The sequence below is a fragment of the Psychrobacter sp. Rd 27.2 genome, from assembly GCF_001921755.1.
GTDB lineage: Bacteria > Pseudomonadota > Gammaproteobacteria > Pseudomonadales > Moraxellaceae > Psychrobacter > Psychrobacter celer.
This window is the reverse complement of sequence record NZ_MRYB01000001.1, coordinates 406661-423133: the sequence shown is the minus strand read 5'-3', so window position 1 is coordinate 423133 and position 16473 is coordinate 406661. Positions and strand designations below refer to the sequence as shown.

General features: G+C 46.7%; 9 protein-coding genes, 1 tRNA gene and 3 pseudogenes. 3 read left to right on the top strand and 10 right to left on the bottom strand.

What is annotated here, in order from left to right:
- Positions 1-17: 17 nt before the first annotated feature.
- The 10 genes and pseudogenes from BTV99_RS01760 to BTV99_RS01725 all read right to left on the bottom strand — a co-directional run bounded on the left by BTV99_RS01760 (position 18) and on the right by BTV99_RS01725 (position 14120).
- Positions 18-482 carry an outer membrane protein assembly factor BamE gene (locus BTV99_RS01760; protein ID WP_075100614.1) on the bottom strand — a complete coding sequence of 155 codons (465 nt, stop codon included), beginning with the start codon at positions 480-482 and terminating at the stop codon, positions 18-20.
- Between the two features lie 81 nt (positions 483-563).
- Positions 564-737 (bottom strand): annotated as a pseudogene (locus BTV99_RS13860) (YadA C-terminal domain-containing protein); the annotation flags it as partial.
- Between the two features lie 84 nt (positions 738-821).
- Positions 822-2339, bottom strand: a pseudogene (locus BTV99_RS13855) (hypothetical protein); the annotation flags it as partial.
- An 81-nt stretch (positions 2340-2420) separates the two neighbouring features.
- Positions 2421-5681: pseudogene (locus tag BTV99_RS13850) on the bottom strand (ESPR-type extended signal peptide-containing protein); the annotation flags it as partial.
- Between the two features lie 805 nt (positions 5682-6486).
- A complete protein-coding gene (locus tag BTV99_RS01750; RefSeq protein WP_075100612.1) occupies positions 6487-6981 on the bottom strand; it encodes a M48 family metallopeptidase in 495 nt (164 codons plus the stop codon).
- Positions 6982-7236: 255 nt separating this feature from the next.
- The gene (betT, locus tag BTV99_RS01745; protein WP_075100611.1) at positions 7237-9282 is read right to left on the bottom strand and encodes a choline BCCT transporter BetT; all 2046 of its coding nucleotides are present in this window, start codon (positions 9280-9282) and stop codon (positions 7237-7239) included.
- Between the two features lie 358 nt (positions 9283-9640).
- Positions 9641-11341, bottom strand: coding sequence for a choline dehydrogenase (gene betA / locus BTV99_RS01740; RefSeq protein ID WP_075100610.1), 1701 nt, complete (start codon positions 11339-11341; stop codon positions 9641-9643).
- 158 nt (positions 11342-11499) lie between these two features.
- Positions 11500-13014, bottom strand: a complete 1515-nt coding sequence (gene betB, locus BTV99_RS01735; RefSeq protein ID WP_256713705.1) for a betaine-aldehyde dehydrogenase — start codon at positions 13012-13014, stop codon at positions 11500-11502.
- Positions 13015-13168: 154 nt separating this feature from the next.
- A complete protein-coding gene (locus BTV99_RS01730) occupies positions 13169-13744 on the bottom strand; it encodes a TetR/AcrR family transcriptional regulator (protein WP_075100609.1) in 576 nt (191 codons plus the stop codon).
- Positions 13745-13775: 31 nt separating this feature from the next.
- The gene (locus tag BTV99_RS01725) at positions 13776-14120 is read right to left on the bottom strand and encodes a multidrug efflux SMR transporter (protein ID WP_075100608.1); all 345 of its coding nucleotides are present in this window, start codon (positions 14118-14120) and stop codon (positions 13776-13778) included.
- Positions 14121-14737: 617 nt separating this feature from the next.
- On the opposite strand from BTV99_RS01725, the gene BTV99_RS01720 reads away from it, so the two are divergent.
- From BTV99_RS01720 to BTV99_RS01710, 3 genes are all read left to right on the top strand, one after another.
- Positions 14738-14813: transfer RNA gene (locus BTV99_RS01720), tRNA-Asn, on the top strand.
- 201 nt (positions 14814-15014) lie between these two features.
- Positions 15015-15344, top strand: coding sequence for a CopG family transcriptional regulator (locus tag BTV99_RS01715; protein ID WP_075100607.1), 330 nt, complete (start codon positions 15015-15017; stop codon positions 15342-15344).
- A gap of 330 nt (positions 15345-15674) precedes the next feature.
- On the top strand, positions 15675-16409 hold the full coding sequence (locus BTV99_RS01710; protein WP_075100606.1) for a hypothetical protein: 735 nt from the start codon (positions 15675-15677) through the stop codon (positions 16407-16409).
- Positions 16410-16473: the final 64 nt, after the last annotated feature.

Sequence of the window (16473 nt, the reverse complement as noted above, 5' to 3'; positions counted from 1 at the left end):
AAATACAGATCAAACCATCAAGGCGTAAACTGTGCGTATTTTGCGCAAGATGCTGGCTGCCAATAAAACTCAGTGGCGAAGAATTCATCGTCACGTATTCTGCCCTCATAGCTGTCATCAAAGATGATTTTATATTGGCAAGTTTCTACGTTATTATCAGCGCCATAAAACTTGAGAATGTAATCCCATTCACGAGCATTAAAACCTTCGCTAAAGTGAGGTGTACCGATGAGCTTGTAAATCTCATCCTTTGTCGTCCCTACGCTTATCTTGGCAACATCATCGTGATTGACGATAGTACCGCCTTTTTGCCATGCTTTGTTGGGGTCAGGAAAGACCAAGTCATCGGCATCGACAGAGCCATGCTGCGCCCCAGGGGTTAAGTGCCAAGTTGGTAAAATGTTTTTTTGGCTACAGCCGGTCATCGTAAAAAGTAATGCCGTCGTTGCCAGTAAGCCATAATGATATACAGATTTTTTCATTATACATCCCTAAATATGTTTTATAAGTGAGTTGACAGCATCTACTCACGGGTAAACGCTGTCACGACATCGCAAGGTCGATTAGAAATGGAAGCCTGCACCCACTGCGCCGCCAGCATTGCCTTGGGTATCTGCGGTGCCGTTGACTTTAATGACCCAGCGGCCATTGTCAGACACTTTAGACACACCAATTGCCACGGCACTTTGACCATTATAAGTGGCGATACCACCGCCGACCATCGACTTACCAGGGATGTAAGCTTGTGGCAGTGACGACATTGCCATTGCTGCCGAAATACCCGCATTGGCATCGTCTTCTACTTCATTGATTTTGTAACCGAGCTCATTGACGCTGTTACTGAGCTTCCCATCAAGCGCATTAAGCTGACCAAGGTTGACAGCATCATTGACTTCGATGCCATCAGCGACACCAGTGATTGTTTTATCACCGGCATTGATACCGTCTGTGGTCATGCTTGGACCATCTTTGATAGTGATACCATTATTGCTGACTGTGGTATTACCTGTGGTCACACTATCAGCCGTGACACTGTCCACACTGATATTGCCGTTTAAGTCAAATTTGATACCGTCACCAGTGGCAGAGGTGGTGATATTATTGCCGCCCTCAAAATTAAGCGCACTACTGTCACCAATAGGCTTATTGATATTATCCCCAGTGTCTGCCCCAAAGCTAAGACCCGTATCGAGCCTGTCAGTATTGGCTTGGATATTATCAGCATTGACTTGGATGTCTTCGTTGGCCTGAGCATTACCTTGGTTAATAGAAGCGATAGCATCGCTAATGTTGCCTTTACCAGTCCCGCCGATGTTATTAGCAGTTAGGTTGCCATTTGCATCATAAGTTGCATCACCACCGATAATACCCGCGACATCGCTACCAAGATTATGCAATTGACCACCATTGATGGCATCAGTACTGCCGGCAGCGATAGAGCCGTCAGCGACATTGGTGATAGTGGTACCTGCCGCGCCGCCTAATGTAATGCTGCCTTTATTGACAGTATCATCTGGGTTTTTGTCATATTGCACGGCAGCGTTACTGAGCGCTTCATTGCTATCACCCAGCGCATCACTGACTGCTTTTAACTGTGAGACGTTAACCGCATCGGAATCCGCCGTACCTGCGGCAACGCCAGTGACTTGACGATATACACCATTGGCTGCATCACCTACCGCAACTGCGCCTGTAGTACTGGTTGTGGCAGCAATAGCAGCATTGCTAACGGCCCCAAAACCTGCGATACCCGCGCCCGTCATCGCTGCAGAGCCGGTACCCAATACTACCGAGCCTTCGACAGTTTGAGTCACATTATTACCGAAGACAAAGGTGTCATTACTATTAATTGTATTGTTATTACCCACTGAGTAACTGTTACTGCCATTAATAATACTTGGATCACCAAAGGCACCAGAGTTATCGCCATTAACAACGTTGCCGGTACCGATACTAATGGACTGATTACCTAACGCTTGCGCACCATCACCAATAGCAATTGATGATTCACCTGTGACTTCTGACCCTCTACCTATAACGACAGAGTTTGTCGCATCGGCCGAGGCAAACGTGTCATGGCCTACGGCTACTGTGCTATCAGCGCCAGCTTCGATAATGGCGTTGACACCGATGGCAGTAGAGTCTAGACCACCTGCGCTTGAGTCATTGGTCACACCGTTAGCAATGTCGCCTTTGCTTTGACTACTAGCATTGGTATGCGCAAATTTTACGCCTTCCGTGTTCATTTTTTGCACCGTCTCACCGATGGTCAAGCGATCAGTGACTTCTTGGCCCTCTTTATTGTAGGTTAAGAATAAAGATTCTAAGTCATTGTTATTTACATTGTTGTTGACCACTTGATCTGCCAAATTTACCGTGACCTCATCACCGTTTTTATCAAAAACTTTGACCTTAGTAACACTATCAAGCTGACCTTTATTAACTGCATCAGAGGCGTTGATACCATTGGCAACGTTAGTAAGCGTCGTTCCACCACTAACGACGATGTCGTTATCATTGTCATCTTTACCGACGATAGCTGGTGTACCAGCGAAGCTGACTTGGTCGTAGTTTACTGTGTCATCAGGGTTTCGATCATACTGAACCCCGCCTGCGGTAATATTGCCAGTAATAGCGTCTAACTGGGCTTTGTTTACAGCGTCTGTGTCGTTGGTGCCTGCAGCCACGCCTGTGAGCTGACGATTAGCGCCATCGACATTGGTAAAGTCAACACTGGTACCACCCGTTTGAGCACCAACGGTGATCGCGCCTGTGCCTGCGTCTTGACGAACAATACCGGTACGACCAGCATTGATGTCAGCGATGTCATCAGTGTTAGTGGTGGTGCGACCATCTAAGTTGCCTAGTGCGCTACCGACATCGTTATAGTCTGTGGTGCTAGCGTCGTTATTACCGTTGTTTAAGGTATAAGTGGGCGCTTCAACTGCGCCTGTGGCTGCGTCATAGTTTGCACCGCCGCCAAGGGTGCTTGCGGTGCTATTGCCTAGGGCGTCAGTCTTCGCGTCACCTGCACTTGCTATCGCGTCTAGTTGACCTTTGTTAATGGCTTGGTCCGCTGCGGTTGCGTCAGCTACACCACTGATCTGCCCCGTCGTTCCGTCTAATACGATGTTGTTAGCCACTGGGTTGGATGGATCGGTGTTGTCAACGCCGCTGACACTGATGTTACCTGCGCCTATTGTGGTGACGCTGTTGCCATTTGTGATGGTTGAACCGGCAGCAGTATAGTTCGCGCTGTTGCCTTGATCATCAACTACGTTTGTACCTGCAGTGGTGATGGTGGTTGCATTGCCTGCACCATCATTAACCGAAAGCCCTGTATTGTCCATTAGGGTGTTGCCGGTGGTCACGCTGCCATCTGCTCCAAGATCAATGTCTTTGGCAAGCTGGACACTTAGACCATCGGTACCGTTTGCGATCACACCGATGTTGCCTGCACTTAGGTTGTTTGAGTCTGTCTCACCACCTGTAATGGTTAAGGTTTCGCCAAGGTTACGATCAATCAATGTACCGTCGTCGCCTTGAAAGTTAAGACCTGCCTCGGTTAGGTTGCCTACGGCCGTGTTCACGTCACCTGCGTTAACAGCGTTGTTGGCGTTATTCACGTCAGTGATGTCTCCTGCACTAGCCACGCCTGTGAGCTGACGATTAGCGCCATCGACATTGGTAAAGTCAACACTGGTACCACCCGTTTGAGCACCAACGGTGATCGCGCCTGTGCCTGCGTCTTGACGAACAATACCGGTACGACCAGCATTGATGTCAGCGATGTCATCAGTGTTAGTGGTGGTGCGACCATCTAAGTTGCCTAGTGCGCTACCGACATCGTTATAGTCTGTGGTGCTAGCGTCGTTATTACCGTTGTTTAAGGTATAAGTGGGCGCTTCAACTGCGCCTGTGGCTGCGTCATAGTTTGCACCGCCGCCAAGGGTGCTTGCGGTGCTATTGCCTAGGGCGTCAGTCTTCGCGTCACCTGCACTTGCTATCGCGTCTAGTTGACCTTTGTTAATGGCTTGGTCCGCTGCGGTTGCGTCAGCTACACCACTGATCTGCCCCGTCGTTCCGTCTAATACGATGTTGTTAGCCACTGGGTTGGATGGATCGGTGTTGTCAACGCCGCTGACACTGATGTTACCTGCGCCTATTGTGGTGACGCTGTTGCCATTTGTGATGGTTGAACCGGCAGCAGTATAGTTCGCGCTGTTGCCTTGATCATCAACTACGTTTGTACCTGCAGTGGTGATGGTGGTTGCATTGCCTGCACCATCATTAACCGAAAGCCCTGTATTGTCCATTAGGGTGTTGCCGGTGGTCACGCTATCAAGAGCAAGGTTATCTTTGGTTTTAATAATAATATTACTACCGGAACCTGTATCAGTCCGAGTAATCTGAATATTTTTACCATCTACAAACTTAATAGTATCACTTGATTTGACCGCTGATGCTGTATCATCATTAGCTTGAACCTTAAAAGTTTGATTCGTTACTGTTTTTAGCTGCGCGACGTTTACTGCGTCAGAGTCATTAGTCCCTGCCGCCAATCCAGTCAATTGGCGAGTGATACCATTAGCACTATCTCCAAAAGCAACTGCGCCACGAGTAGACTGCCATACATTTGACGTCTGATTCGTTGCACCACCTGTAGATGGATCAAAACCTTTAATACCTGAGTTGATATTTGCAACCGCTTCTGTACCAATAGCTACGCCACCATTAACGGTAGCTTTAGCACCAGCACCAATAGCGGTCGCGCCTTCTGCTGCACTCGATGCACTACCAATCGACGTTGCATTCGCACCTGATGAATTAGCTCCTGTCGCTGGAGTACTGCCTGAACCAATAGCAATGGAGTTTAAGCCGCTTGATTTTGAGTTGATCCCTAATGCCACAGAGCCTTTCTCAGAAGCGTTAGAAACAGCGCCTATTGCTAGGGCGCCTTCTCCTGAGGATTTGGCATTAACACCTAAAGCTACAGAGGCCGCGCCGCTGGCTTTTGATGTCATACCGATAGCACTTGAGAAGTTGCCAGATGCTACTGACTGCACCCCAAATGCTGAAGCACCTGCACCACTAGCCTCTGTATTGGGATACTGACCTGCAGTTAAAGTCCCTCCAGTAATAGCCGTATATTGTGCAGACTGTCCTGTATTATTAGCAATTTTGTCAACATCATCTCCACCCACTGCTACCGACGAATTGCCCGACGCTCGTACATTGGCACCTAAAGCAACAGATTGATCCCCCTTTGCTTGCGCGTCAAAACCGATAGCGACACTTTGACCACCTTGCGTCCCCGAGTCCACTTTGGTAGTCGCATTACCGCCTATAACAATAGCGTTTGAACCAGAAGCATCGCTACCGCAACCCACAGCAATATCACCATCAGAATGATCTGCTGCAGCGCTACTACTACAGGCTCTAGTATCTATTGACCTATTTCCCACATTTGCTACCACTTGCATACTAAACCCAGACGCTGCAATTCCTGCACAGATCGCCGTCAAGCGCAATAACTTCGCGCCCGAGCTGATCGCATCTGATACCGCAGCGCTTGAGCTGACAGAGCCATTCGATGACTTACCACGGGCTTTGGCATATTCGGCAACTGCCGTAAAGCAGCCAAGTGAGCGATTCCAGATAACTTTATAATTGCGATTCATGACATAACTCCATTACTATCCCCTGAGAAAAGCTGTTTGTTTAAAAAAGACAAAACCCATAGTCTCGAATCATCAAACAATAGAAAAAAGATAGGTTTTATACAAAAAACTAAAATAGTTATAACTTCAACTACTAACTAAGATAACAGCTTTTACGTTTCACTTACCATACTAATATATATGCTCATATCGTCAATTCTACTCATACCATGAATACAACCTTTTGTCTGAATATAAAGCATAGGCCTAGTAAAAACTCTGCATTTATACAAACGAAAACAATTTACTTTTAAATCGTCTACTATCAATTTATATTTGCCCACCAATAAAAAGCTGAATGGTTATTATTTAGGTAATAAGAACTATTTTTTATTTAGCTGCTCGGATATCGTTACAATCAGTTCGTGTCAAGCAATATGAGGCAAGCGCATGTCAACATACGATTAGAATGGGCAGTCAGATACTGTATTGACGTTTTATAGAGAGTGATATTGAGGCCTTATTTTTCTAAGAAAATATACTTTTAAGTATCAGTATTTTAAAGAATACTGATACTTCGCTATCAACAAGTTAACTTTATATCTATAGCATCAAAAATTAAATATACGTATGATAAGAACCAAAACTCTTAGACTCAATTATATTCGAAATTATAAATAAATATATAAACAAAAATGAATATATTACGGAAACAATATATAGCCGATCCTAAATAAAACTAGTACGCAAGGACAATTAATACGAGTAACACTATACCTGTTTTAAAGTAGGGTATATATATTACCTTTTATGAATATTCATACAACTAAGACCTCAACTCACGCCAATGCAGCCACAAACGCGTGTCTAATTCAAACTGATGATACTCTGGCTCCATATGACAGCATAATTGATAAAATGCTTTGTTGTGCTCATGCTCCTTAAAATGTGCCAACTCATGCACGACGATCATGCGCAAAAACTCAGGCGGCGCTTCTTTAAATAAGCTGGCCACCGTGATGCTGTTGTGCGATTTGAGCTTACTGCCTTGGACGCGAGACTGCGTGGTATGAACTCCCAGCGCCTGCTTGAGGACTTTTAATTTGCTGCTATAACTGACATTCGATAGCGGGCCGATTTTGCGCATAGACTGGTTTTTTATGTCGTTTATATATTGATAAAGCGCCTTATCGCTTTGCACTTGGTGCCGATTGGGATATTTGCTTTCTAGATAGTCGCCCAGCCTGCCCTCGCGGATGAGCCGTGCTGCTTGGCTTTGAATATGCTCAGAATAATGAGCGATGTACTTGAGTGTGGTCACAGATTTATCCTTTTATATAGGGTATGTCTTAGTCAAAATACTTTGAGTACACTATGGTACTGCTGTATAGATATCATGTTTCACTGACTATACTTTACAACTTATTTCTATATATTTTACCTTATACCACCTATTGACCTATCGTCAGCTCATAAATAAACCCCATAAGCTCACTGTAACTTATGGGGTCATCTAAAAGATAATTTTGTCACGGTATCTAGCCAGTTAACATCTGGTTATTCAACATCTAGATAATTAACGCTCTAAATGTAGATACTGCAAATGGCACTCATACTGATGCAAGATATCGACCAGCACTTGCTCTTTGGTGTAGCCTACCAAGTCGTACTCCTGCGAGCCATCACTTAAGAACACCTCAGCACGGTAGTAAAACTCTGCATGCTTGGTTGAGGTGTTTAAGGTAAAGTTTGGACGCTCAGCTTTGATGAGGTTGACTTCATAAATAAAGTCATCTTCATCGCCATGACCGACGCGCAGCTTGATGCCATCTATCTGACCATTGTCATCGTCTAGACCTGCATCGAGATCGTCACCGATATTGGCCAGATTTCGCACATCCAATGACGTCTTTAGACCGCCAGCTCTTAGCTCTTTTTCGACATCACTCATGGCAGGTTTGACGATGTTTTGTAAAAACCGCTCGACTTGCGTATGGCTTGGAAAACTAACGATACGCTGCAGACGCGCTTTCCAGCTCTTACCACTGTCAAGCACGTTTGCGGTGCCAACCGTACTGGCTTTACGCTTATTGCCTTCTTCTTTTAGGCTGCGCCACATCGACATCATGTAAAGCACCAAAATCAGCGAAAACGGCAAACCTGCGATGACAGACACCGACTGCAATGAAGCAAAGCCGCCGGCGAACAGCAAGCCTAGGGTAATTAAACCTGTTGCCGCTGCCCAAAACAAACGCAGCCAAACCGGTGCATCAGTATCATTGGTCATGCCTTTTGAGCTCAGATTGGCCAGTACTAGCGCACCAGAGTCCGCTGAAGTCACAAAGAAAATAAGCCCGATGACCACGCCCGCGAATGATAAAACATCACTAAAAGGGAAGTACTCAAACAAGGCAAACATACCCATCGCCGCGTCATTGACGGCGATTTCACCCAGCTCTGTCGCACCATTGGCCACCAAGTCTATCGCTGAGTTACCGAAGATAGAGAACCAAGCAAAGATAAAGCCCAGCGGGATAAACATCACACCAAAGACAAACTCACGCAAGGTACGGCCACGGCTAATACGCGCAATAAACAAGCCGACAAAGGGTGCCCAAGCAACCCACCATGCCCAGAAAAATATCGTCCAACCTGATTTCCAATCGGCACCAGCGCTGCCGTCATAGGCATAGACGTCGAATGTTTTGAAAACGATGGTTTGGAAATACTGACCGACACTTTGGGTAAAGGTATTGAGCAAGTACACGGTATTGCCCATCACCAATATAGCAATCAATAGCAATATCGACGAGAGCATATTGAACTCAGACAGGCGGCGTACGCCCTTTTCTACACCGGTCATCGCTGAGATGGCGGCAGCTAAGACCACGCCCAATATAATCAGGCTCTGCACCATCTTGCTCGACTCGATACCGAAGACATGGGTCAAACCCGCATTAGCCTGCAACACCCCGATGCCTAAGCTGGTGGCAATCCCCATCAAGGTGCAGACCACACCAAAGGTATCGATACCATCACCCAGCCAGCCTTTGACTAGGCGCTCGCCAAAGATAGGCGTCAGCGGTGAGCGTAGCGCCAGCGGCATGTTTTTACGATAAGCAAAGTACGCTAGCGCCATACCGATAAGCGCATAAATACCCCAGCCATGCAGACCCCAATGCAAAAAAGTCTGAGATAACGCTTGGCGCATCGCTTCTGCACTGGCAGGCTCTAGCCCCGTATGCGGCGTGAGATAATGCATCAACGGCTCAGAGGCACCAAAAAATAATAAATCGATACCAATACCGGCCGAAAACAGCATCGCCGCCCACGCCAAAAAGGGAAACTGGGCTTTTTCGTGGTCCTGCCCCAGCTTGATATCGCCGTATTTTGAAAAGCCTACAAACAAGGCAAAAATACTATAAGCAGCCACCACCAGCATGTAATACCAGCCAAAGCTCTCTGATACCCACGCCATGCTCGCGCTTAATAATGCCTCACTATAATCTGGCAAGGCAATCGTCCAAATAATCAATAAAATAGAAATAATCGCTGAGCCTAAAAAAACCGCTTTATTTAGGCTCAAGGGTTTCGTCGCATCTTCTGATGGCGAGCTGTACATAAAAGACCTCAATAGGTAAATGAAACAGGATCTGATAGTGCTTTGTCCGTCATAACATAGTGGAGAATTACCACGTTATCTATATAAGCGCAGGATGCACAAAGCAGTACCAATCAATAAAAATTCGCTAAACAGTCCGCAGACCCCTTAGCACCACCGTTAAAAAACAATGAAAATATAGCCAGCACAAAATAAAGCCGATATGCTCATTTGTGTGCGGTAGTGACTGATGATGTCAGTGCTCAAAAGAGTACCAGCAAATCTGCACTGATAAAAAAGACCTTTACTTTGAAAGGCCTTTTATTTGAAATTGACGTTATATTATCCTTATATCGTGCCTACTGGCTGGCACGTTTATTTATACAGTCGTATGATAAGCACGCATCGGCTCAGCTCTGAGCGGTGCGCCATTGGCGACATAATAGTCCGCCGTCGAGCGTGGTAATTGCTTGCCGCGCATCTTATCGACGATTTTTTCGGCCAGCATAATGGTGGTGGCGTTTAAGTTACCACTGATGATATTTGGCATAATCGACGCATCGACCACACGCAGACCATCGATACCGTGTACCAGCCCTTCACCATTGACCACCGAATCATTGCCCTCACCCATCGCACAGGTGCATGACGGATGATAAGCGGTCTCACTATGGTTGCGGACATACTCATCCAACTGCGCATCGGTCACCAGATCATCGGTCGGCGCAATGGCACGGCCGCGATATGGGTCAAGCGCTGGCTGATGCATGATTTCACGCGTGATACGCATCGCTGCGCGAAACTCTTGCCAGTCTTGCTCATGCGACATATAGTTAAACAAAATGCTTGGATGCGCATTAGGATCTCTTGAAGTGAGCTTGACGCGGCCACGGCTCGGCGAGCGCAATGAGCCCACGTGCGCTTGGAAGCTATGCGATTTCACCGCACTACGGCCATCGTAACGCACCGCTAATGGCAAGAAGTGATACTGGATATTGGGGTGAGTAAACTTCTCATCGGTACGGATAAAGCCGCCTCCCTCAAACTGATTGGACGCGCCAAGACCAGTACCCATAAATAACCATTCAGCACCAATCGCAGGCTTATTCCACCATTTATTGGCAGGGGCAATCGACACGGGTAGCTTACATTCGTACTGCATATACAGCTCTAGATGGTCTTGTAGGTTGTTACCGACGCCTGGCAACTCTAAAACCTCATTAATACCCAAGTCTTTGAGCCACTGACCAGGGCCAATACCAGAGCGCTGCAATAACTGCGGCGAGGCAATTGCCCCTGATGAAACGATCACTTCTCGAGCGGCATAGAATTTCTTGGTTTGACCTTGATGCTCAACTTTGACGCCGACCGCGCGCTTGCCATCAAACAAAATCACATCGGTCAAAGCACCGGTCAAAATGGTGATATTGCTACGTGGTTTGGCACGATCAAGATACCCGCGTGCCGTTGATGCGCGGCGACCATTAGGCGTGACAAAACGATCCATTGGCCCAAAGCCTTCTTGCTGATAGCCGTTTAAATCATCGGTACGCGGATAGCCAGCTTGCACGCCCGCTTCAATCATCGCTTCAAACAGCGGATTAACCCCAGGTTTTGAGGTGGTCATCTCTACCGGACCGCCGACGCCATGATAGTCGTTTTCGCCCGCGTCGCAGTTTTCTGACTTTTTAAAGTAGGGCAAACAGTCGAGATACGTCCAGTCCTCTAAGCCTTTGATTTTGGCCCAGTCATCAAAATCGAGTGCGTTACCACGGATATAGCACATGCCATTGATGAGTGATGAGCCGCCAAGCCCTTTACCGCGGCCACAGTCCATGACGCGGTTATTCATATATGGCTCAGGATCGGTTTTGTAGCCCCAGTTATACGTGGTGCCTTGTAGCGGCATCGCGAGCGCCGCTGGCATCTGCGTGCGAAAGTCTAGTCGATAATCGGGTCGACCAGCTTCTAATAGCAACACCTTAATGTTGGCATCTTCGGTCAAGCGCGTGGCCAGCACGTTTCCGGCTGAGCCTGCACCGACAATGATGTAGTCATATTCAGGTGTGGTTGATGTCATAAAACGCTCCATAATAGTAAAAATACGTCATGCCATCAGTAAGCTCACATCATGCCGGCGTATTTGCCTACAGGGCGCGCTTACTGACGACAGCTTTCTTTGTACATTAAAACAGGTGGTTAAAACAGATGGTTGAAACACAGGCAGTTAATAAACCATTAAAATACCGACTCAAACTTACCCAGCTCTACTTGGATAGATTTGGTCTGCGTATAATGCTCAAGGGCTTCGATGCCATTTTCGCGGCCGATACCTGAATGCTTATAACCACCAACTGGCATTTGCGCAGGCGATTCGCCCCAGGTATTTAACCAGCAGATACCCGCCTCAATCTGCCCGATGACGCGATGCGCGCGGGTCAGATCTTTGGTTACTACCCCAGCCGCCAAGCCGTACTCGGTATCATTGGCACGGCGAATGACTTCTTCCTCAGTCTCATAAGTCAGTATCGACATCACAGGACCGAAGATTTCCTCACGTACGATAGTCATGTCATCGGTGCAATCGGTAAACACTGTCGGCGCGACATACGCGCCTTTAGCCAGCTCGTCTGTCGTCACTCGCTCACCGCCCGCCAATAAACGCGCGCCGCTGGCTTTACCTTGCTCGATATAGCCAAGCACTCGCTCCATATGAGGGAAGCTCACTAGCGGCCCCATATTGATATCTTCATCCATCGGATCACCGAGCTTGATACGTTTAACCCGCGTCAAGATCGCTTCTTCAAACTTGGCTTGTAGCGCTTTTGGTATAAACACCCGTGTGCCATTGGTACAGACCTGACCGGTACTATAGAAGTTCGCCATCATGGCGATATCCGCTGCCATATCGATATCGGCATCGTCAAAGATAATCAATGGCGACTTACCGCCCAGCTCTAAGGTTACGTCTTTGAGCGACGATGATGCCGCACTTGCCATAACTTTTTTGCCCGTTGGCACCCCGCCTGTAAACGAGACTTTGGCGATATCAGGATGCTCAGTTAACGCTTGACCTACTTTATAATCGCCTTGTACGACGTTAAAGACGCCATCTGGCATGCCCGCCTCAGTAAAAATCTCTGCCAGTTTTAGCGCCGTTAGTGGCGTGACTTCTGAAGGTTTAAAAATCATCGCGTTACCAGCGGCCAACGCTGGCGCAGCCTTCCACATGGCGATCTGAATCGGATAGTTCCATGCGCCGATACCAGCGACGACGCCAAGTGGCTCACGGCACGTATAAACAAAGCTGCTATCACGTAGTGGAATCTGGCGGCCCTCAATCATTGGCGCAAGCCCTGCATAATATTCAACGACATCAGCACCAGTGACGATATCGACATACTTAGTCTCAGAGTAGGCTTTACCGGTGTCCTTAGTTTCAAGCAATGCCAGTACGTCATTGCGCTCGCGCAATATCGCAACCGCCTTTGATAAAATACGGCCGCGCTCAACTGCGGTCATCGCCGCCCATACTTTTTGCCCTTGTTGCGCCGCCTTTACTGCTTCGTCGATTTGCTCAGCGGTGGTTTGCTGAATGGTCGCCAGCACTTCACCTGTCGCTGGGTTGATATCGTCAAAGGTAGTCAGCGACTCGTCGACCGCCAGATAGCGACCGTTGATATAAGCGGTCTGTGTCTGTGTTAAATCAATAATATCTTGTAAATTATTTACGTTTGTTTGAGTAGTTGTCATAAGTTCTCCTTAGAGCGACTAAAGCTTTATAAAAAAGCGTTCAGTAAATCATGCCGTCATGGGTTAAAGGTCAAATTTCCTGTGTGCGTGTTATTGACCAAAGCTGTTTATCAAGTTATTGGTCAAAGTCATTTATCAAAACTGTTTATCAAGGTTATTGGTCAAAGTCTTGCTGCGTCATATTTATCAAGCGCTCACGTATTGAGGCTTTGTCCGAGATATCGATACCCGAAAAGTCAGAGAGCCAAATACCATCGGCGACCAGACGTACCATACATAGCGTTTCAGTATTATCGGTAGCGGCATGTTTTTTTAGCTGCTCATTTGACCACTCAGCCCAGCGTTCGCGTAGCATCCGGTCTCCTAGCATCAACACATACAAGGTCGCTTGGCTATTAAACTCTGCCTGCCCTTTTTCGCCCAAGCTAATAGTGGCATCGATATAAGCACGGGTAAACGAGCCGTAGCGGACCGGATCTTTTGCCATGGCGGCATTGACTTCTGCCTCAAACTTGGCCATCGCATCATAAAATACCTCTAAGATAAGCGCGTCCTTGGTAGCAAAGTGATGCATCACTCCGCCTTTGGTCACGCCGACGGCATCTGCCACCGCTTGAAAGGTCACTTTAGACAAGCCCTGCTCTAGCGTGATACGCGCTGCTTGATCGAGCAGCGCCCGCCGCACCAGCTCTGGCTGTTTTTTACGTTTATGCGCGTTTTGTGTTTCCATTTTTGTGTCCATGTTCATTTTTACCTACCTGTCAGTGCACCACCGAGTTTGACAATACGTTCATCACCACCACGCCGCCGACTATCATTGCAATGCCGATCACCGCGGCGGTATCGAGACTTTGCTTAAAAAAGAACACCCCGACCAGTGAGGTCAGCACAATCCCCAGACCGCCCCACAGCGCATAGGCGATGCCAAGTGGTATGGTCTTGATGGTCTGGGTCAACAAATAAAACGAGATGGCATAAAGCACGCCCATAATCAAGGTCGGCACCAAACGGGTAAATTGCTCTGACTTGACCAAAAAGGTCGTGCCCACCACTTCACAAATGATAGCGATGGCGAGATAACCGTAAGCAATGATGGTAGGACTCATAGCTAAAACACCTGTGTTAAATCCAGCGTACACGCTTGATTGAGTGAAATGGATAAGCAATAAATAATAGAATGTAGCTCTCAAAGAAACCACACGGTCGGTATTTTATAGAAATAATCCAGCAATGTGAAGGGCAACCCAGCAGTTTTTTTGTTTCAAGCGATGTACAGATTGCTTTTATATTCAAAAAGATAGCCAAGTTGTCTAATCAAATTACCCGCAAAAGCTTGATAACCAACGCTGACAGCAGATTGCTTAAGCCATAAATAAAAGTAGCATATCGCTGATATTTTTTTGTTACACGCCGCAGGTAGATGGAGACTTTAACAAAACAAACACACTATTAAGCCCATCCATATCCAGACCTATTTGCCCTAACGCGCCGTCTTATAGATACATCATTCTGAGATACGCTTATGACATATTAGGGTCATTTTTATCGCTAAAATGCGCCAAAGACTGAGGGCTGGCAGTCAAATCTCACAACAACTAAAGAATATTTGCGAATTATGTCAAAATAAGGTTGACAGCCTATACCAACTTGGCTAAAATGTGCCCCACATAACGCAGACAGCAATTACTTTTAGCCTGTCATATTTACCGTTATCACAGCTTATTCTCCAATAGCTCAGTTGGTAGAGCAACGGACTGTTAATCCGTGTGTCCCTGGTTCGAGCCCAGGTTGGAGAGCCATATACGAAAACCTTCATCATTATTTGATGAAGGTTTTTTTATGGCTGTCATTTTTGGCTCAGACAATTCTCTTATGAAATCAGTGATATAAATACCGCTGCGGTGTTCATTTGGGCGATTTTGTTGTATGGTAAGAGTAGTTTGCTTGGGTTCGTTTTGTCTGAATATTTTACTCCTACTCACTAGAAATAATGGTTTATTATGATACCTGTACGTGTAAAAAATAAGTTTTCTGACCATCCGCAAAAAATCATGCGCCCGGTCAGTATTCGGCTGTCTGAAGAGATGATCGCATTATTAGAGACCACCTCAAAAGAGCTGGGCTTTAAGCGTATTCAAGGACTGATTCGCCTATACATTCGTCAAGGGCTTGATCGTGATCATCAAGACTATACCCTAGCGCATGATGAAGTGTTTATCGAGTCTCTGCGCAAGCGCGGCGTCAGTCAACACATCATCGATGAGGCCATCGTGGTGACTCACAATAACAACATCTCCCACCCCCTATCCGAGCTACAAAACGACGATTAGCAGAGATGATTAAGAAAGCCGATTCGATATACTGCCGACTATATATAATCGACGACAATATATAATCGACGATACATAAGCGACAGTATAAAAAACTGCTTTCTTAATGATGAACTAGATAGGCTGCGTACCAAAAGACTGAGCTTGCCCATTCATGGCGCTCAGTCTTTTTTGTGCGCCAAATGATGGTTGTCGCCCGCACACAGTCTTTAGCCATAATCCAACACAACACCCAAAAAAACCAGCTATATTAAAACCAGCCCTACTCATAACAAAAGCCGATGACAATCACTGTCGTTGGTGCAAAACAAATTGACACGGAGGTGTACGATGGGAGGTTTTTATCCGCGTTTTAACCAAGCATTATTGTTGACGATGGCATTGGCATTTCTGCCTGCTCTCTCTGCGTGCTCACAGCCGCAAGCAGATCCTAGCAAAAAAACCATTCCAACCAACTCTGATCAGTGGCAAAAAAAGCTCGGCGATACTTTTGAGCAACTGCCTAAGACCGATCAGCAGCTGCTCAGTCGCTATATGCTGCGCATGAAGCTCAGCGGCGCCTATGAGTCTGGTGCGATGCCGCGTATTACGATCAAACAAGCCTTGATACAGCAGCGTGAATATGAGCGCTTGCATCCCAATAATCCCACGGGCAAGAAAAGCCCCATCATAAAAAGTCAGCAAGCGGCCACGGCCAATACGCAACACTACCCTGTGGCGCTCTTGCCAGTCAAAAGCAGTGATAGCGACAGTTTAAACCAAGTAAAGCTCCAGTTTATGCTATCCAACCACGGCGAAGTCGCCATCGATAGCTTTAAGGGTACATTGGTGATGAAAGACATCGCTTTGACCCAAGGCAAGCGCTTTAATGTCCCGTTGACTGTGTTTGAGCCTGCTATCAAACCTGAGCAATCTGGCAAAATTATCATCGAGAGTAGCATTGAGGACATCAATGTCATGCGCGCTATCAGAAACACCAGAGACATGACTATTGAGATTAGCGAAGGGACGTTGACACTAGCAGATGGTCAACATGTTGAGTTTGATGAGTCTTTAGCCAAATAAAACGTCACTAGGTACACAACTGGGCATATAAATGAATACGCAGGTAAGAGACTGGCTAAAAAGT